The 17,718-nt window shown below is 71.1% G+C and carries 14 protein-coding genes and 1 pseudogene; 10 read left to right on the forward strand and 5 right to left on the reverse strand.

All coding sequences use genetic code 11. The annotated features are described in order from the left end of the window. Window positions 1-104 precede the first annotated feature (104 nt). The gene (locus tag ACIPXB_RS12610) at window positions 105-2,777 is read left to right on the forward strand and encodes a DUF6185 family protein (RefSeq protein ID WP_401448084.1); all 2,673 of its coding nucleotides are present in this window, start codon (window positions 105-107) and stop codon (window positions 2,775-2,777) included. Between the two features lie 42 nt (window positions 2,778-2,819). Here the strand turns inward: ACIPXB_RS12610 and ACIPXB_RS12615 are convergent. Then, window positions 2,820-2,897, reverse strand: a pseudogene (locus tag ACIPXB_RS12615) (glutamine synthetase); the annotation flags it as partial. A gap of 976 nt (window positions 2,898-3,873) precedes the next feature. On the opposite strand from ACIPXB_RS12615, the gene ACIPXB_RS12620 reads away from it, so the two are divergent. The 3 genes from ACIPXB_RS12620 to ACIPXB_RS12630 all read left to right on the forward strand — a co-directional run bounded on the left by ACIPXB_RS12620 (window position 3,874) and on the right by ACIPXB_RS12630 (window position 7,268). Further along, window positions 3,874-6,114, forward strand: coding sequence for a DUF6571 family protein (locus tag ACIPXB_RS12620; RefSeq protein WP_401448086.1), 2,241 nt, complete (start codon window positions 3,874-3,876; stop codon window positions 6,112-6,114). Between the two features lie 2 nt (window positions 6,115-6,116). Then, window positions 6,117-6,704, forward strand: coding sequence for a hypothetical protein (locus ACIPXB_RS12625; RefSeq protein ID WP_401448089.1), 588 nt, complete (start codon window positions 6,117-6,119; stop codon window positions 6,702-6,704). Between the two features lie 351 nt (window positions 6,705-7,055). Further along, window positions 7,056-7,268: an integrase gene (locus ACIPXB_RS12630; protein ID WP_401448091.1), complete on the forward strand. Its 213-nt coding sequence runs from the start codon at window positions 7,056-7,058 to the stop codon at window positions 7,266-7,268. A gap of 75 nt (window positions 7,269-7,343) precedes the next feature. Here the strand turns inward: ACIPXB_RS12630 and ACIPXB_RS12635 are convergent, their stop codons facing one another. Then, window positions 7,344-8,705, reverse strand: coding sequence for a glutamine synthetase family protein (locus ACIPXB_RS12635; protein WP_401448093.1), 1,362 nt, complete (start codon window positions 8,703-8,705; stop codon window positions 7,344-7,346). Between the two features lie 149 nt (window positions 8,706-8,854). Here ACIPXB_RS12635 and ACIPXB_RS12640 point away from each other — a divergent pair, with 149 nt between their 5' ends. The 4 genes from ACIPXB_RS12640 (at window position 8,855) to ACIPXB_RS12655 (ending at window position 11,341) form a co-directional block, all read left to right on the forward strand. Continuing rightward, on the forward strand, window positions 8,855-9,268 hold the full coding sequence (locus ACIPXB_RS12640; protein ID WP_401448095.1) for a hypothetical protein: 414 nt from the start codon (window positions 8,855-8,857) through the stop codon (window positions 9,266-9,268). A gap of 124 nt (window positions 9,269-9,392) precedes the next feature. Further along, window positions 9,393-10,052, forward strand: coding sequence for a DUF3105 domain-containing protein (locus tag ACIPXB_RS12645; RefSeq protein ID WP_401448096.1), 660 nt, complete (start codon window positions 9,393-9,395; stop codon window positions 10,050-10,052). Continuing rightward, window positions 10,049-10,840, forward strand: a complete 792-nt coding sequence (locus tag ACIPXB_RS12650) for a DUF305 domain-containing protein (protein ID WP_401448099.1) — start codon at window positions 10,049-10,051, stop codon at window positions 10,838-10,840. Before ACIPXB_RS12645 ends, ACIPXB_RS12650 begins: the two co-directional genes overlap by 4 nt. A gap of 81 nt (window positions 10,841-10,921) precedes the next feature. Next, the gene (locus tag ACIPXB_RS12655) at window positions 10,922-11,341 is read left to right on the forward strand and encodes a CBS domain-containing protein (protein ID WP_401448101.1); all 420 of its coding nucleotides are present in this window, start codon (window positions 10,922-10,924) and stop codon (window positions 11,339-11,341) included. 124 nt (window positions 11,342-11,465) lie between these two features. On the opposite strand, the gene ACIPXB_RS12660 is transcribed toward ACIPXB_RS12655, so the two are convergent. Further along, the gene (locus ACIPXB_RS12660; protein WP_401448104.1) at window positions 11,466-12,311 is read right to left on the reverse strand and encodes an alpha/beta fold hydrolase; all 846 of its coding nucleotides are present in this window, start codon (window positions 12,309-12,311) and stop codon (window positions 11,466-11,468) included. 113 nt (window positions 12,312-12,424) lie between these two features. Beyond that, a complete protein-coding gene (locus tag ACIPXB_RS12665) occupies window positions 12,425-13,078 on the reverse strand; it encodes a DUF998 domain-containing protein (RefSeq protein ID WP_401448313.1) in 654 nt (217 codons plus the stop codon). Between the two features lie 438 nt (window positions 13,079-13,516). On the opposite strand from ACIPXB_RS12665, the gene ACIPXB_RS12670 reads away from it, so the two are divergent. Continuing rightward, a complete protein-coding gene (locus ACIPXB_RS12670) occupies window positions 13,517-14,635 on the forward strand; it encodes a DUF4190 domain-containing protein (protein WP_401448106.1) in 1,119 nt (372 codons plus the stop codon). 111 nt (window positions 14,636-14,746) lie between these two features. Next, window positions 14,747-16,507: an NAD+ synthase gene (locus ACIPXB_RS12675; protein ID WP_401448108.1), complete on the forward strand. Its 1,761-nt coding sequence runs from the start codon at window positions 14,747-14,749 to the stop codon at window positions 16,505-16,507. Between the two features lie 3 nt (window positions 16,508-16,510). Here ACIPXB_RS12675 and ACIPXB_RS12680 read toward each other — a convergent pair whose 3' ends face one another. Further along, entirely contained in the window at window positions 16,511-17,539 is a 1,029-nt protein-coding gene (locus ACIPXB_RS12680; RefSeq protein WP_401448110.1) for an endonuclease/exonuclease/phosphatase family protein, read from the reverse strand. Between the last annotated feature and the right edge of the window lie 179 nt (window positions 17,540-17,718).

Below are 17,718 nucleotides of genomic sequence, written 5' to 3' on the forward strand. Positions count from 1 at the left end.
CCTGCTCCTCCCGTTGAACGCGCGTCGGCATCCCTTACGAACATGATCGGCCCGGTGTTGTGACTTCGCCATCCGGAATTCCCTGGTGGCGGCGATGGCATGTGGTGGCGCTGTCGCTGCCGGCCGGTGCCTGTCTGCTGGCCGTGCTGCTCCTCGTCGCCGGGTGGCAGGAGCTGGCATCCGGTGAGGGCGACACCGTCCCGCGCGTCGACTGCCAGATGAATGCGCTGACGACAGCCAGCGTGGAGACCGCTCGGCTGGGTTTCGAGCACCGTGGCCGGACGCACACCCAGGTGCAGTCGGACCTGACCGTCACGGTTCCGGACACCTGGCTCCACGCGAAGGATCTGACCCTGGGCGAGGAATCCCGTGGGTACCAGGTCGCGATGCGCTGCCTCCTGCGCGGGGATGCGCTCGGGCCCTCGCCCACCGCCTCCGAGAGGGCGGAGCAGGCGAAGGAGACCGCCGCACGCCGTGCCGAGTGGCGCTACGCGACTCCGCGGGTCACCGCACAGGGCGACCGGATCACCGTGGCCTACCGGGCGTTCGCCTCGATCAAGGACAAGGGACCGATGCGTATCGGGCCGTGGGAGATCGACGTGGGCGACAAGGCCTGGCGGGTCGCTCTCAGGCCACCGGGCACACTGAAGGGCGCCCGGTGGGAGCACGTCGGGATCCAGCTGGGCGACCTCGACTTCTCCGAGGTCTCACCTGAGCCCAGGTCCATCGGGAAGGGCGAGCTGGTCTGGGTGCGGGATCCGGCGCGGCGGTCGGTGGATCTGGAGGTCGCGGTCGATGTGGATCCGCCCTGGCAGCGGTACTTCACCTGGTCCAACACCTGGGTGTGGCTGAGTACGGCAGGCGTGGTCTCGTGGTGGCTGTCCGCCTCCCTCGTGCTGGCGGTGGCCGCGTTCCGCGCCCTGCCGCGGACGCCGTCCGCCACGACGCGGCAGGGCGGGCGCGCGCCCGTACCGGCCCGCCGCCAGGTCCTCGGCAGGTTCTGGGGGACGTACGACGAGGGCCCCCAACAGGCGGTCCTGCACTTCGCCGTGCTGAGCGCGGCGGTCGTCCTGACCCTCCTCCTGCTCCAGAAGGCGATCGGACTGCCTCCGCTGCAGCAGGCCCTCGTCGGGATGGCGGCGGGGCTGGCGCTGGTCCTGGTCGCCCGCCCGTGGTCCTGTCCCGGGCCGGCCGACGCGTGCGATCCGCGCGCCGAGCCCGGCGGCCCACCCGACCCCCGACCCCGTCAGGCCCGTGCCGTGACCGTGGCCGCGACCGGGGTGGCCGGGCTCGGTGTGCTCGCAGTCGTCGTTCTCAGCTGCCTCGGCCAGTGGTCGCTCGCGCCGTCGCCACGGCACAGGCCTGGCTACCTCTGGCTGGTACTGCTGGGGCTGACGACGCTGTGGCTGGGGTTGGCGGCGATGACGGCCTGGGCGTGGCGCTTCGCACGGGAAGGCGGGCTGGCACGGAAAAGCCTGATCAGGCGGTGGGACCAGGCGCCGGTCCGGTGGGTCGCGACCGTCTCGGCGCTGCTGGCGGCGGCCGCCGCGGTCGTTCTGAGCTGCTTCTGGTGGGCGCAACGCCGTGACTGGAGGCGCGGGGCCTGGCCCGGCGAACGGGTCGGGGTCTCCCAGGGGGAGCTCGTCGGCTACCTGGGCCGGCTTCCGGTCGCGGGCCTCAGGTGGGTGTACACCTACTCCTGGGTCCTGGCCGTCATCGCCCTCCTCGCCCTGCTCCGCCTCCGCATCGACGCGCGGCGGAGGGAGGCGTACGGCGGGCGAAGGGTCGCCCTGGGCCCGGAGGGGCCGGACTTCCTGCTGCTGGCCGCGATCTTCGCCTTCGTGGTGGGACTGCGACAGGTCGAGTTCGCCCGCTCGAACGTCCTCTACGCCGTGTGGTTCCTGCTGATCATGTTCTCGTTCTACGTGATCAGCTCGGTGGGCCGGCGCTGGTCGGTGCTGAGCGGGGCGGACGTGTATTTCCTCAGCCGGGTGTTCGGCACGGACCAACGGCGCAAGGAATTGCTGAAGAAGGCCCACGAGTACCGGAACCGGCACCATGAGATCTACTTGATCGAGCACGGTCGGGCGAACGGCGAGCCCACGCGCGAACAACTGGAAGAGGATCTGACTGCACAGGGCGCCTGGCTCTCGGGCCGGAGCCGGGGCGCGCATCGTCCGGCGGAGCACTACTCGGTCGTGGACCTGGCCCTCGCCTGGGGGCCGGAATTCAACTGGTGGGACAACGCGCGGCACGCCGCCAGGCTCGCCTTCCTCTTCGGCATTCCGGCGACCGTTTCCCTGGTCTGGCTGGACCGTATCCCGGACTACCAGCACTGGCTGTCCGTTCTGCACGAGCAGAGCGGGCTGCTGGAGATCGTGGCGAAGCTCTGTGCGTGGCAGCTCGCCTGGGCCGGTGCCGGGATGGCCCTGGGGGCGCTCTGGCGCGTACTGCCGGGGCGGCACAGCCCGTTCCGTGCGCTGAGCCTGACCCTGGCGTACGCCCTGCCGGTCGGGGTCGGCGCCCTGCTCAGCCGGATCGCGGACACCGAAGCCGGTTACGCGCTCCTGCACGTCCTGCTCATGCTGACGGTCCTGACGCTCACCAGCCTCTGGATGGACATGGCGACCTTCAGCGGAGAGAGACAGTTCTGGCCCACCCGCTTCGGCCTGCTGCTGTCGATCTACCAGATGCGGGGCATCTCGGTTCAGATCGCCTACGTCCTGGCCCAGGTGGCCGCGGCCGTGGCGATCTGGCGCGACCTGGCGGGCAGCTGAGGGCTGCCCGCCACATGACCAGGCACGCGCCGGGGCCGGCGACTACAGCACGGGGAGGTTCTTGCGGAGTTCGAAGGCGGTGACCTCGCTCCGGTACTCCTCCCACTCCTGCTTCTTGTTGATGTCCGCCTCAGCCCGCCAGAAACGAGCGAGTTCGCAGGATCCTGTCCTTGAACAGCACGGAACCCACGCGCCACACGGTGTTCAAGCGCGGTGTCACGTGCAAGTTCCTCCCGAGCCGCCAGACGGGCCCGCCTCGCCTCGTCCACTCACCCAGTGAGAGCGGCACCGGAACTGCTCGACGGTCATGCGCTTCCCGGCGACCGGCATCTCGAAGGAGACGCGGGCCAGGAGCCCAGGCTCCCCGGTGGGACCGGATCGAGCCGCCGATGTCAGCCGATCCGATCTGCGGATCCGGTCATGGTGCGGCATCCGGACCAAACTCTTCGGCCCGCCTTGGCAGTTCGCGACCGGGACGTCGGCACCCTTGCGACCTGGCCAGCCCGGGGCGGCGCTCCATCAGGAACCCGTACACATGATCGATCACCTGTAGTCGTTCGTTACCCAGATGGGTAGCGTGGCCGACGGGGCAGGTTCACGACCAGCAACACGGGGGGCTGACGATGTCGTTCGAAGAAGAGTGGGCCGCGGACAAGGCAGCCGCGACCATGAGATTAAACCAAGCTGGCAGTACGGGCGGTTCGGCGCCGACGCCGGGCTCGGCCGACTACGTGGTCGAAGACGACGACCTCGGCGAGATCGGCCATGCCGCCAACGGGCTCTTCAACGGCCTGGAGCCCGCAGGCAAGCACGCAAGCGCGGCGAGCGAGAGTGCCGGGAGCAGCCTGAAGGGTGACGGATTCGACACCGGTGCCGCGCTCTCGGAAGTGAACAGACCTGGGAGACGCAGGTCAAGACCCTCCTCCAGGCATGCGCGCACATCTCCAACCACCTCGACTACACGAAGAAGTCCAGCAAGGCCAACGACGAGTGGATCGGGGCGCAGCTGCGCATCATCGGGCCCGTCGTGCCGGGTAGCGAGGGTGCCGTGTCCGCGTCCAAGATCAGCCAGTTCTTCCGGTAAGGAGCCGCAGTCATGCCCACGTTCGAGCAGCTCCTGAATGCCAAGCTTGGTCCGATGGACACCGTGGTCACTCAGTGGACCGAGATGATCGCCAAGCTGACGCAGCTCAAGACCGATGCGTCGGCCATGAAGAGCAAGGCCGACAAGTCCACCTGGCGGGGTGAGAACGCCTCCGTGACGAAGGAGTTCGTCGCGAAGACGGCCAAGGAGTTCGGTGATGCCGTCACCGAGGCGGAATCCGTGCGCGACCTTCTCCAGGACGCCCACACTCTGTTCAAGTCCGCCCACGACGACCTCAAGGCCACGTACGAGAATCCTCCGCCGGGCATCACCATCTACCCGAACGGCGTGCTCAGCCATCGTGTCCACCCCGACCGCAGGTCGAAGGACAGCACCGAACCGATGGCCACCGAGGCACAGTTCGAGGCGCTGCGCGGCAAGATCGAAGGCATCCTGCAGCGGGCCAACGAGGCGGACGAGCTGTGTGCCTGGGGTCTGCGCGCGCTGATCAAGAACCACCCCAACGACTTCGGCAGCACCGATCTCGACGGCGTCGCCGACGCGAAAAAAATGCGCGCGGAGGAGAAGCAGCAGGCCGAGAACGGCCGCGAGGCCGCCAAGCTGTACGCCCGCTGGGAGCACCTCGACGACAAGGAGCGCGAACGGCTGCTCAAGCTGGCCGAGGGCGGCAAGGACTCGCCGGCCTTCGCCGAGCAGCTGATGACGAACCTCAGCTATCGGGGCCGCGACCAGCAGGAGGCCGTGCTGCTGCTCGCCGGCAGCCTGGAGTCGGGCGGGCGCGACGGCCAGCTTTCCGGCACCGACGCCCGCCTCTACAAGGCCCTGTCCGGCTCCCTTGCCACCGCCACCGGACCCGAGTCCTCGATCGGCTCCCCGGGCGGCGTCACCTCGGCGTGGACCGACAAGCTCATCACCACGGCCCGCGACGGCAACGGCCTGCCCACGCGCCACCCCGGCGCCATCGGGGGCGGCGCCGGGACCCTGAAGGACCTCACGGACCTGATGGCCGCCGACGCCGGCGACAAGGCGTACGACCCGAACGACAAGAACGCCTCCCCGTACGACAAGGACAAGGGCGACCCGGTCTACAGCCAGGCATTCCTGACCGAAGTCGGCGACACCATCCGTGAGTGGGAGACGGACAACGACGACGCCTACGACGGCTACATGAAGAACTGGCAGGGCACGCAGGAGGACCCGATGAAGGGCCTCATGAACGCCATGAGTCGCAACCCCTCCGCCGCGACCCACTATTTCGACCCGAACACCACGGACAACCTCAAGTACTTCCTGGAGGACCGCAAGTGGCCGGGCGGCGAGGTCGAGTTCAAGATGCCCGAGGAGACGCAGCGCACCTCGGCCCGCACCGAGTTCGGCGCCGCCCTGGAGGCCGCGTCCACCGGCCGCGAGCCGGGCAGCCCGCTGCACGGCGTCCCCGCCCACCACGACGGCGCGCAGGCCGCGATCTTCGAGCGGATCGCCAAGGAGTACACCGGCGACGAGACGTACGGGACCCAGAGCTCCGTGCCCCTGGCCATGCGCACGAGCATGGGCAACATGATCGGGGACTACGCCTCGGACGTGCACCAGATCCTCGGCAAGAACATGGACGGGCCGACCGACTTCAACAACCTCACGATCGAGCGGGGCGACCTCACCCGTCTCATGCGCGGCGTCGCCGAGGACCCCAAGGCGTTCGGTGTCATGCACCACTCGCAGAGCGTGGTGATCGCCGAGGGACTGAACGGCTTCCCGCCGGACTCGTACCGCAAGGAGGATCCCGAGATGCGCGCCTGGGTCAAGCAGTCGGCGTCGGTTCTCGGCCACCTCGACGGCGTGCGCGGCGACGTCATCTACGACCTCGGCCAGGCGGAGAAGGACACCAACGCCTGGAACCAGAGGATGAACTACCACGCCATCGGCGCACCCCTGACGGCCATCCCGATCGTCGGCGACGCGCTCCAGCGCACGGTCGACGCCGGCACGGCCGGGTACATGAACGAGCTCAACGCCAAGGTCGACGAGGAAACTCGTAAGAACATGGTCAACCACTTCGAGAACGGCGAGAACCAGATGAACGCCATGATGCGGAAGATGGCGACCGAGAAGGGCCTCACGAAGGAGGAGCTGGACGCGAGCCCGGGCGAGTACGAGGACGGCCTCCAGACGACTGCCGAGAACTGGTACCAGCAGGGCATCGAGGACGCCCAGAAGAAGATGGGACAGCCGTAGACATGGACAGGAAGTGGCTGCCGCTGACCATCGTGCTCGGCGCCGCCGGGGTGGCCGTCGTGACGGCGAGCTTCTGGCCTGACGACGAGAAGCCGCCGCTACCGCAGACGCTGTGTCATGGGGCGCTCAGCCGGCAGACGGCGGAACTGATCGACGACGGCAAGGGGGGCGAGATCAGCACGGAGGAGTGGGAGCGCAAGGGCAAGAGCACCGACCACGCAGTGTTCAAGGGGTGCCAGGTGCTGCGCGCCAACGCGGACAGCGACCACCCCCGAGGGGTCTACACCCTGATCATCGAAGACAACCGGAACGACCCTCACTACAAGCCCAAGAACTCAGTCCCCCTCGGCCCCGGCTTCACCGGCTGGGCGCTTCCCGACAAAGCCGAGGCCAACCTGCCCGCCGGCTGTGCCGCCCGCATGGGCTCGACGGCGCCGAACATCACGGTGACGCTCATGGCGCCCTCGAAAAAAGGGGAAGAGGAGGAGAAGGACCTCGTCGACCGGGACGCCGCCGCGATCCGCAACAATGCGGCCGTGGTGCAGGAGGCCGCCACCAAGCTCGCCAAGAAGTACGGCTGCGCCGCCTGACCGCCGCCTGACAGTGATCTTGGTCGACACGGTTCTAGTCCCGTACTTCGCGGGTCGTTGATTCGTATGGTGTGACCGGTCCGGGAGCGTTACCTCCTCGGAGAACGGATGACCGTAGCAGGAACGGGCCCTCCGACACGACCCACTCGTCAACGCCCGATGCAGCAACTCCCGCCCTTTCTTTGAGCGTTGCCGAGGCGGGGGCCGCCGCGGGCGGTGGCGGAGACATGGAGCCAGCGGCGGCCCGGGGGCCGCCGCGACGCGCGGCCCGCGTCAGCGGGCCGCCTTGATCCAGTAGAGCCCTCGCCCGGGTAGCGCCACCAGGCAGCGCGTGAGCACGGGATGCACGCCTTGAGGCATTTCTGCGCCTCAGTGCTGCTGGACGCCGGGGAGAACATCAAGGCGCTCAGCACGTACCTGGGGCACGGCGACCCCGGCTTCACCCTCAGGACCTACACGCACCTCATGCCGAGCAGCGAGGGGCGGACCCGGAAGGCCGTGGACGGGGTCTACAAGGCCTCGGATTCTGCGTCGGACGGCCCACAGACGGCCCAGGGCCGGTGAGACGACTTCGGGCCGGTGGTCGTCGACCACCGGCCCGGAGTGTTGCGCATGCCCCGAAGGGGCTCTGACCTGCGGCTACAGCACCGGCAGGTTCTTGCGGAGTTCGAAGGCGGTGACCTCCGAGCGGTACTCCTCCCACTCCTGCTTCTTGTTGCGGAGGAAGAAGTCGAAGACGTGCTCGCCGAGGGTTTCGGCGACCAGTTCGCTGCGTTCCATCAGGGAGATGGCCTCGCCCAGGTTCTGCGGGAGGGGCTCGATGCCCATCGCGCGGCGTTCGGAGTCCGACAGGGCCCAGACGTCGTCGTCGGCGCCCGCGGGGAGCTCGTAGCCCTCCTCGATGCCCTTGAGGCCGGCAGCCAGCAGGACGGCGTACGTCAGGTACGGGTTGGCGCCGGAGTCGATGGAGCGGACCTCGACGCGGGAGGAGCCGGTCTTGCCCGGCTTGTACATCGGGACGCGGATCAGGGCCGAGCGGTTGTTGTGGCCCCAGCAGATGTACGAGGGGGCCTCGCCGCCGGAGCCGGCGGTCCGCGAGGATCCGCCCCAGATGCGCTTGTAGCTGTTGACCCACTGGTTGGTGACCGCGGAGGTCTCGCCCGCGTGGCGCAGCAGGCCCGCGATGAAGGAGCGGCCGACCTTGGAGAGCTGGTACTCGGCGCCCGACTCGTAGAAGGCGTTGCGGTCGCCCTCGAAGAGGGAGAGGTGGGTGTGCATGCCCGAGCCGGGGTACTCGGAGAAGGGCTTGGGCATGAAGGTGGCCTGGACGCCCTGTTCGAGGGCGACCTGCTTCATGACCAGGCGGAACGTCATGATGTTGTCGGCCGTGGAGAGGGCGTCGGCGTAGCGCAGGTCGATCTCCTGCTGGCCCGGGGCGCCCTCGTGGTGGCTGAACTCGACCGAGATGCCCATGGATTCGAGCATGGTGATCGCCTGGCGGCGGAAGTCCATGCCCACGTTCTGCGGGGTGTGGTCGAAATAGCCGGAGTTGTCCGCCGGGACCGGGCGGCTGCCGTCCAGCGGCTTGTCCTTCAGCAGGAAGAACTCGATCTCCGGGTGGGTGTAGAAGGTGAAGCCCAGGTCGGAGGTCTTGGCCAGGATCCGCTTGAGGACGTAGCGGGGGTCGGCGAAGGAGGGGGAGCCGTCCGGCATCAGGATGTCGCAGAACATGCGGGCGGTGCCGGGAGCCTCGGCGCGCCACGGCAGTATCTGGAAGGTCCCCGGATCGGGCTTGGCGATCATGTCGGACTCGTAGACCCGCGCGAAGCCCTCGATCGCGGAGCCGTCGAAGCCGATGCCCTCGTCAAAGGCCTGTTCGAGTTCCGCGGGAGCGACCGCGACGGACTTCAGGAAGCCCAGTACGTCGGTGAACCACAGGCGCACGAAGCGGATGTCGCGCTCCTCGAGCGTCCGGAGGACGAATTCCTGCTGCTTGTCCATGCCTTCATCCTCGCAGTTCAGACGGGCTGTCCACCACCTGCCGAGCCCAGTATCGCGGTCAGTGGTTTCCGCCACATTACGCACCCGCGGAAGGTCGCGGCACCCCCGCACTGACCGCGGGGCCGTCATGAGCATTACCATCTGCGCCCATGGGGGGCCGGCAGCACACGCAGCACGGACGCCACGGGCGCACCGTGGCCCGTCGTGCTGCCCTGCTCTGCGCGCTGGGCACCCTCCTGGGCGCCCTGATCCTGTGCGGGCGCATGGGGGCCGGTACGGAGGCCGGCCCCGGGCCGGTGTCCGGCACGGGCGAGGCGGCGCACACCGCCGCCGCATTCCGGCACGCCGGCCACGCGGCGTACGTCTGTCCCGGTGACCTGCCGGGCTGCTCGCCCTTCGCGCACGCGACCCCGGGCGTGCTGCCCGTGCCGCCGCCCGCCGTGCTGCCCGTGGCGGGCGAGCCGCCCCCGGCCGCCGCGGCGGACCCGGACGGCCGGATCCGGCCGCCGCGGGCCCTGGCGCGGGCCCCCGATCTCCATGTCCTTCAAGTGCTGCGGACCTGACGGTTCCCAAGCGGTGCGACATCCGGTCGTCCGACCGGTCTTCCACGGATCTCTCAGGCCTTTCACAGGCCTTCCACAGGTCTTCCGATCTTCAGATCATCCCCAGCCGAAGGACTCACACGACATGGCCCGCAACCCGCACGACAACTCCCGCCAGGCACGCATAGCCGAGATGCGCCGCGCCGACCGGGCGCGCGACCGCCGCAACAAGTTCCTCGCGATCGGCGTCTCCACCGCCGTCGTCGCCGGCCTCGTCGGCTTCGGCTCCTGGATCCTGATCAAGGAGAACCAGGAGAAGGAGGACCGCGCGAAGGCGGTCGCCGCGGCCAAGAAGAACCCGGTCACGGGCGAGCAGACCTGGGACGCGAAGGCGCTGGGCCGCAACCACGTCGAGACGCCCGTCACGTACGAGATGGTCCCGCCGGTCGGCGGCGACCACCACCCGCGCTGGATGAACTGCAACGGCGACGTCTACAAGAACCCGATCCCCGAGACGAACGCCGTCCACTCGCTGGAGCACGGCGCGGTCTGGGTGACGTACAACGACAAGGCCGACAAGGCCGAGGTCGACAAGCTCGCCGCGAAGGTCGGCAAGACCCCGTACACGCTGATGAGCCCGGTCAAGGAGCAGGCCGGCGCGATCATGCTGTCCGCGTGGGGCAAGCAGGTGACGGTGGACAACGCCGCCGACCCGCGGGTGGACCAGTTCTTCACCAAGTACGTGCAGGGCCCGCAGACGCCCGAGCCGGGCGCGGCGTGCACGATGGGCGTGGCGGAGAAGTGAGCTCGCGCAACGGCCGTACGTACGGCGCGGCGGTCGCCGCCGTCGGGCTCGCGGCGCTCTTCGCGGCGGGCGCCACGTTCGCGGCCGCGAGCGGACCGTCGTCCGGCTCCGGCTCCGGCTCCGGGTCGCACGGGGACACGCCGGGGATCGCCTCGGCGGATGCCGGATTCGCCCGGGACATGTCGGTGCACCACCAGCAGGCGGTGGAGATGTCCTTCATCGTCCGCGACCGCACCCAGGACGAGGCGGTGCGCACCCTGGCGTACGACATCGCCAACACCCAGGCCAACCAGCGGGGCATGATGCTGGGCTGGCTGGACCTGTGGGGGCTGCCGAAGGTGGCGGCCGACCGGGAGCCGATGGCGTGGATGACCGGGAGCGGGCCGGGCGGGTCCGGATCCGGGTCCGGGTCCGGGGAGGGTGCCGGCGCCGGGCATTCCGGGCATGGCAGCGGGGACGGGAAGGGCTCGGGGCACGGCTCCGGGGCCGGTGACGGGCACGGGATGGGCGGGGTCGCGGCCAAGCCCGGCGCGCTGATGCCGGGCATGGCCACCAAGGAGGAGCTCGCCCAGCTCGGCGCCGCCGAGGGGCGGGCGGCCGAGGTGCTGTTCCTCCAGCTGATGACCGACCACCACAAGGGCGGCGTCGCGATGGCGCAGGGCTGTGTGGACCTGTGCACGACCCCGGTCGAGCGGGAGCTCGCCCGGGGCATGGTCGAGGGGCAGCAGTCGGAACTCGCCCTGATGGCGGACATGCTCAAGCAGCGCGGGGCGGCCCCGCGTCAGTGAGCGGCGCCGGGAGCACGCCCGTACGGTGGAAGGAGGACGCCCTCTCATCCGTACGGGCGTGTGCTCCAGGAGGTCGACGCGATGACGACAGCCGCAGACATCATGCACCCCGGGGCCCAGTGGATCCCGGCCACCGAGAGCCTCGCACGGGCCGCCCAGGTGATGGCACAGCTGAACGTGGGCGCGCTGCCCGTCAGCGACGCGAACGACCGGCTGTGCGGGATCATCACCGACCGCGACATCGTGGTCTCCTGCGTGGCCAAGGGGCGTGATCCGGCCACGATGACGTGCGCCGACCTGTGCCAGGGCACGCCGCGGTGGATCGACGCGGACGCCGACGTCAGCGCGGTCCTGGACGAGATGGAGAGCCACCGGATCCGCCGGCTGCCGGTGATCGAGAACAAGCGGCTCGTCGGCATGATCAGCGAGGCCGATCTGGCCCAGCACCTCTCGGACGAGCAGATCGCGGGCTTCGTGGCGAGCGTCTACGCCGGGCGCTGAGGACAGGGGTCGGACATTGGGCCGCTGGGCCGCAGGCCCACCGGCCTGCCGGGCTCGGCCGAGCTGCCCGGGCTGCCCGGGCTGCCTGGGCTGCCTGGGCTGCCTGGGCTGCCTGAGGCGCGCTCTACCCGTCGTCCCCCGGCGCCGGTACGGCGGACAGGACCGCCCGGGCCACCTGGTTCGGGCGGTCCAGCATGACCAGGTGCCCGGCGCCGTCGGCGACCTCGAAGCGGGCCTCGATCCGGTCGGCGAGCGCGGCCTGCCGGCCCAGCCAGCGCAGCGCGGGGCCGCTCGCGGACCCGTCGTACCCGGCCACGACGGTGGCCGGGGCCCTCAGCGGATAAGCGGCGCGCAGGGCCAGGAGCTCGGCGGCCATGTCCGGGTAGCGGGCGTTCTCCAGCAGGACGCCCTGCCAGACGCGGCCGGTGCGGTAGCAGCGGCCGACCAGGTCGGGCGGCGCCGGATCGGGGCCGCCGGTCCGGGACGCCCGTACGGTGGCCCGCCGGGCCAGGGCGCCGAACGCGGCCGGCAGCCCGGCGGCGGTGACGGCGCGGCCCAGGGCCCGGGCGAACGCGGTGCGCACGGCGGGCGGCAGGACGGTGCGCGGATCCTCCTCGACGCTGCTGTCGAGCAGGACGAGGGCCGCCGTCCGCTCCGGGTGCAGGCGGGCGAAGGCCTCCGCGTGGAAGCCGGCGAGGGAGTGACCGACGACCGTGACCGGGCCGGCCGCGCCCAGCGCGTCGAGCAGACCCGCGATCCGGTGCGCCTCACCGGCGGCGGTGGGCGGCACGGCGGTGGGCGCGGAGAGCCCGTGCCCGGGCCGGTCGAAGCGGATCACCGTGCGGTGCGGGGCGAGCAGCGGGACGACCGGATCCCAGTCGAACCAGCTCATGGCGAGCCCGGCGCTGAGCACGCACACCGGCCCGCTGCCCTCGACGACCACGTGCAGCGGGACACCGCCGACCCGCACGAAGCCCTCGTAGGGCGACCGGGCCCCCGACCGGGCTCCCGACCGGGCCCCCGACCGGGCCCGCGACGGGGGCCGGCCGGACCGGCCGGCGTCACGCGGCGCGGGCCCCGGTGTCACGTGCGGCGTTCCTTGCGGATCGAGTGGGCGAGCAGGCCGAGCCAGAGGGCCACGATCAGGACCTGGAGGCGCTGGCCGGCGCCGAGGGCCCAGGTGCCGTGGCCGGCCGTGAACATGGCTATCGCGCCCAGGGTCCAGACGGTGGCTATGAGCTCCGCCACGACCAGCACCGGGCCGTTGCGGGCCAGCGGTCCCCACCAGCCGTAGCGGCGGGCCGCCACGGTCAGGGCGACGATGCCGACGAGCGCGCCGGTCATCGCGAGGCTGCTGCTGATGGCGTGCGCCTGGTGGGTGGCCGGGACCAGGCCGGCGGTCTCCCGGGCGGCACAGACCGGGTCCACGGTGGGTTTGCAGCTCAGCGGCAGCCAGGCGTCGGCGGCGGTGGCGGCGCCGAACAGGGTGATCCCGGACCAGCCGATCACCGCCCAGAGGCGGCGCGCCTCGGTGTACGTCCCCAGCCGCAGCAGCGCCAGCAGGCCGCCGACGAAGGCCATCAGGCCGGCCGTGAAGTCGGTGGCCCGGAAGAGGCCGCCGAGCGGCTGGTCCTGGGCGGCGAGCTCGCTGACGTACGTGTCGATGGGGTTGAGCCCCGTGGACAGCACGACTTCCAGCACCCACGCCGTGTACGCGGCGGCGCCGAGCCCTATCAGGGCGGCGATCGGCCGCGTGCCCTTGGTGGACACGACCGGGCTGACCCTCAGCAGGGCCGCGATCGATCCGATGAGCGAATGGCCGCCCCCGGGACGGCTCTCCTCGTGACGTGCCCCGTCCGGCGCCCAGCGCTCCGGACCACCCGGGCGCGGGTGGCCCAGGTGCTGTGGTGTGCCGCGCTGCCGCTGTGGATCTTCACCATGCATGCGCTCGGGCATCCGACTGACTCCCATGTCAGGGAAGACGAACTCAGGAGCGGTTTCGTTGCCTCTGCCCCGTAATCGGGAGATGACGCTTCCGCTTACGGGTCAGGCCGGGTCGGGCCGCGTCCGGCCGTGTCAGTGGCGGCACATCCGGTACGGACCCGTGACCGGGGCATGGCAGGCTTGGCGATCTCCGGTCGTACCAACGTCAGGCAAAAAGGATCCCTCCCAGGCATGAGCACGCCCCCGCAGCCGTCCAGCACCCCGCCCTCGGAGCCGCAGGGCACCCCCGCGCCCGGGATCCACGACGCCATGACCATGGCCGACACCCCGCTCGTCCCGCCGCAGCCGGCCACCCCGGCTCCGACAGCACCCGCGACGCCGACGACCCCGGCCCCCGCATCCCCGGCCGCGCCCGCCCCCGGCTTCGCCCCGCCCACCCCCGCCCCGGCACCCGCCGCCCCCGCACCCTTCGGGCCGACGGCCGGCGCCGGCGGGCCCGGGAACCCGTGGGGGCCGCCGGCCGCCTTCGGCGGCGGGGTGCCCGGCGTACCCGGGGCACCCGGGGTGCCGTACCCCGTCGTCCCGCGCCCCGGCGGTGACTCCAACGGCCTCGCGGTGGCCGCGCTGGTCCTCGGCAGCATCGGCTTCGTGCTCGGCTTCTTCCCGTTCGTCTTCTTCCTCGGCGGCCTCACCGGCGCCGTCGGCATCGGGATCGGCATCGCCGCCATCGTGCGCGCCGCCCGCGTCCGCACGGGCCGCGCCATGGCCGTCGCCGGCACCGTGCTCGGCGTCCTCGCGCTCGGCACCTCCGTCGCCGGCTTCGCCTTCACCCGGTCGATCGTCCTCGACGCCGAGGAGCGAGTCGACCGCAAGGTCCGCGACAGGATCGACACCCCGTACGAAAGCCGCCCGAGCACCTCCCCGAAGCCGGCCCCCTCGCTCCCGCCCTGGGCGCGGGAGAACCCGGCGGTCGCGTTCGGTGAGAGCGTCACGCTCGACGACGGCATCACGGTGAGCCTGTCGAAGCCGGTGATGTACAAGCCGTCGACCGCCTACGGCCGCAAGGTGATCAAGAACGCCGTCAAGATCACGGCCACGGTCACCAACAACGGCACCAAGCCCCTGGACGTCGTCTACGCCGTCCCCACCGTCACCACCGAGTCCGGCGCGGACGGCGAGCTCGCCTTCGACGCCGTGCTGCCCGAGATGATCCAGGACTCCATCGCCCCGGGGGCCACCGCCACCGGCGTGTTCGCCTTCGAGGTCCCCGAGGGCACCACGCGGATCAACGCCGGGTTCTCCCCCGGCATGCTGCTGGGCAAGGCCCGGTTCACCGGCCCGATCGGCTGATCCCACCGGCGCCTCCCACCGGCGCCCGACGCGGGGTGCCCGCCCCGCCAACACCCCCCGGAGGACCGGGACCCAGGACATCGCGTCAGAAAGACGATTAGACTGGGTCCCGTGCCTCTACTACGCCTCGCGCTGAATCAGATCGACTCGCACGTCGGCGACATCGCCGCCAACGCCGACTCGGTCGTCCACTGGACCCGGCACTCCGCCGAGCAGGGCGCCCACCTGGTGGCGTTCCCCGAGATGATGCTCACCGGCTACCCCGTCGAGGACCTGGCGCTGCGCGCCTCGTTCGTCGAGGCCTCCCGCACCGCGCTGCGCGAGCTCGCCGCCCGGCTGGCGGCCGAGGACCTGGGCGAGCTGCCCGTCGTGGTCGGTTACCTCGACCGTGCCGAGCAGGCCTCGCCGCGTCTGGGCCGCCCGGCCGGCGCCCCGCAGAACGCGGCCGCCGTGCTGCACCGCGGCCGGGTGGCGCTCCGCTTCGCCAAGCACCACCTCCCCAACTACGGCGTGTTCGACGAGTTCCGCTACTTCGTCCCCGGCGACACCCAGCCGGTCGTCCGGGTGCACGGCGTGGACGTCGCGCTGGCCATCTGCGAGGACCTCTGGCAGGAGGGCGGCCGGGTCCCGGCCACCCGCTCCGCGGGCGCCGGGCTGCTGATCTCCCTCAACGCCTCGCCGTACGAGCGCAACAAGGACGACGTACGCCTGGAGCTGGTCCGCAAGCGCGCGCAGGAGGCCGGCTGCACCCTCGCGTACGTCGCGATGATCGGCGGCCAGGACGAGCTGGTCTTCGACGGCGACTCGATCGTGGTCGACCGGGACGGGGCGGTCGTCGCCCGGGCCCCGCAGTTCTCCGAGGGCTGCGTCCTGGTCGACCTGGACCTGCCGGCGGCGGCCCCCGACGCGCCCGAGGGCGTCGTCGACGACGGGCTGCGCATCGACCGCGTGGTCCTGTCCGAGGAGCCCGCCCCGGCGGACGAGGCGGTCGTGACCGGCGGGTACGCCGACCGCCTCGACGACGACGAGGAGGTCTACGACGCGCTGGTGGTGGGCCTGCGCGCGTACGTGGTGAAGAACGGATTCCGCTCGGTCCTCGTCGGCCTGTCCGGCGGTATCGACTCGGCGCTGGTCGCCGCGGTCGCCTGCGACGCGATCGGCGCGCAGAACGTGTACGGCGTCTCGATGCCCTCGAAGTACTCCTCCGACCACTCCCGCTCGGACGCGGCCGAGCTGGCCCGCCGTACCGGACTGAACTTCCGGACCGTCTCCATCGAGCCGATGTTCGACGCCTACATGGGCGCACTGGACCTGACGGGCCTGGCCGAGGAGAACCTGCAGTCCCGGCTGCGCGGCACCCTGCTGATGGCGGTCTCCAACCAGGAGGGCCACCTCGTGCTGGCCCCGGGCAACAAGTCCGAGCTGGCGGTCGGCTACTCCACCCTGTACGGCGACTCGGTCGGCGCGTACGGGCCGATCAAGGACGTGTACAAGACGGACGTCTTCCGGTTGGCGGCGTACCGCAACCGGGCCGCCGCCGAGCGCGGCGAGACCCCGCCGATCCCGGAGAACTCGATCACCAAGCCGCCGAGCGCGGAGCTGCGCCCGGGCCAGGTGGACACCGACTCGCTGCCGGACTACCCGGTCCTGGACGCCATCCTGGCGCTGTACGTGGACCAGGACCGGGGCCTGGCGGAGATCGTCGCGGCCGGCCACGACGCGGAGCTGGTCGCGAGGACCCTGCGGATGGTGGACACGGCGGAGTACAAGCGCCGCCAGTACCCGCCGGGCACGAAGATCTCCGCGAAGGGCTTCGGCAAGGACCGCCGCCTGCCCGTCACCAACGGCTGGCGCGAGCGGGCGGGGTCGTAGGGCCTACTGCCGGACCGTGACGCGGGCGGCGACCGGGAGGTGGTCGCTGCCCGTGCGCGGGAGGGTCCACGAGGCCTCGGGCTTGATGCCGCGGACCATGATCTGGTCGATGCGGGCCATCGGGAACTGGGCGGGCCAGCTGAAGCCGAAGCCGTCGCCCGCCGCGCCCTGCGTGGAGCGCATCTGCGAGGTGACCGGGGACAGGGCGCGGTCGTTCATGGTGCCGTTGAGGTCTCCGAGGAGGATGACCTTCTTCTGCGGCTCGCCCGCCAGCGCCTGGCCGAGCGCCTCGGCGCTGTTGTCGCGCTGGTTGGCGGTGAACCCGGCGTTGAGCTTGACCCGTACCGAGGGCAGGTGGGCGACGTAGACGGCCACCGGGCCGCTGGGGGTGGCGACGGTCGTGCGCATCGCGCGGGTCCAGCCCATCTTGATGTCCACGGGCGCGCTGGAGGTCAGCGGGTACTTGCTCCACACGCCGACGGTCCCCTCGACCGCGTAGTACTTGTACGTGCCGGCCAGGGCCTTCTCGTACACGGGGACCGCGCCGGCCTTGAGCTCGGTCAGGGCCAGCACGTCGGCGCCGGAGGTGGCGACCGATTCGGCGGTGCCCTTGGGGTCGGGGTTGTCGGCGTCGACGTTGTGGGTGGCCACCATCAGGTTGCCGCCGGCGCCCGACTTGTCGGTGACCAGCCCGCCGAAGAGGTTCGTCCACACCACGGCGGGCAGCACGACGGCGATCAGCGCGGTCGCGGACCTGCGCCAGAGCGCGCCGGCCAGCAGCAGCGGGACCGCCAGGCCCAGCCAGGGCAGGAAGGTCTCGATGAGGCTCCCGGTGTTGCCGACGTCGTTCGGCAGATACGCGTGGAAGATCATCACCAGGGCCAGCAGCACCGCCAGGACGGCGAGCACGATGCCGCGCCGCCAGATCCCGGGGTCTCTGCGCAGTTCGGCCAGGCGGCGCCGGAAGCGGGATCCGGAGGGCTCGTGCTCCGAGCCGCCGTTCCCCGTCTCCTGCAGATACACCTGTGCCATACCTCTGTCCTCGCTGCCGTGCTCGCGCTCCGTCCCCGCCCCTTGACCCTAGGCGATATCCGGAGCCTTACGTGCCGTCCTGTGTGGGGCGTTTGTCCCGACCCTTCGCAAGGAAGGACGAACCACCTGGCGGCAGGGGTTGCATCTGTCACGAAACGCGCACATTCCCTCGCGCGCCC

This window comes from Streptomyces sp. NPDC090022 (assembly GCF_044748145.1).
Classification (GTDB): Bacteria; Actinomycetota; Actinomycetes; order Streptomycetales; family Streptomycetaceae; genus Streptomyces.

What these genes read in the sequence shown, in the direction of transcription:
- ACIPXB_RS12620 (WP_401448086.1), top strand. Translation starts at nt 3,874, where the DNA reads ATGCCCACGTTCGAGCAGCTCCTGAATGCCAAGCTTGGTCCGATGGAC.
- ACIPXB_RS12625 (WP_401448089.1), top strand. Translation starts at nt 6,117, where the DNA reads ATGGACAGGAAGTGGCTGCCGCTGACCATCGTGCTCGGCGCCGCCGGG.
- ACIPXB_RS12635 (WP_401448093.1), bottom strand. Translation starts at nt 8,705, where the DNA reads ATGGACAAGCAGCAGGAATTCGTCCTCCGGACGCTCGAGGAGCGCGAC.
- ACIPXB_RS12640 (WP_401448095.1), top strand. Translation starts at nt 8,855, where the DNA reads ATGGGGGGCCGGCAGCACACGCAGCACGGACGCCACGGGCGCACCGTG.
- ACIPXB_RS12645 (WP_401448096.1), top strand. Translation starts at nt 9,393, where the DNA reads ATGGCCCGCAACCCGCACGACAACTCCCGCCAGGCACGCATAGCCGAG.
- ACIPXB_RS12655 (WP_401448101.1), top strand. Translation starts at nt 10,922, where the DNA reads ATGACGACAGCCGCAGACATCATGCACCCCGGGGCCCAGTGGATCCCG.
- ACIPXB_RS12670 (WP_401448106.1), top strand. Translation starts at nt 13,517, where the DNA reads ATGAGCACGCCCCCGCAGCCGTCCAGCACCCCGCCCTCGGAGCCGCAG.
- ACIPXB_RS12680 (WP_401448110.1), bottom strand. Translation starts at nt 17,539, where the DNA reads ATGGCACAGGTGTATCTGCAGGAGACGGGGAACGGCGGCTCGGAGCAC.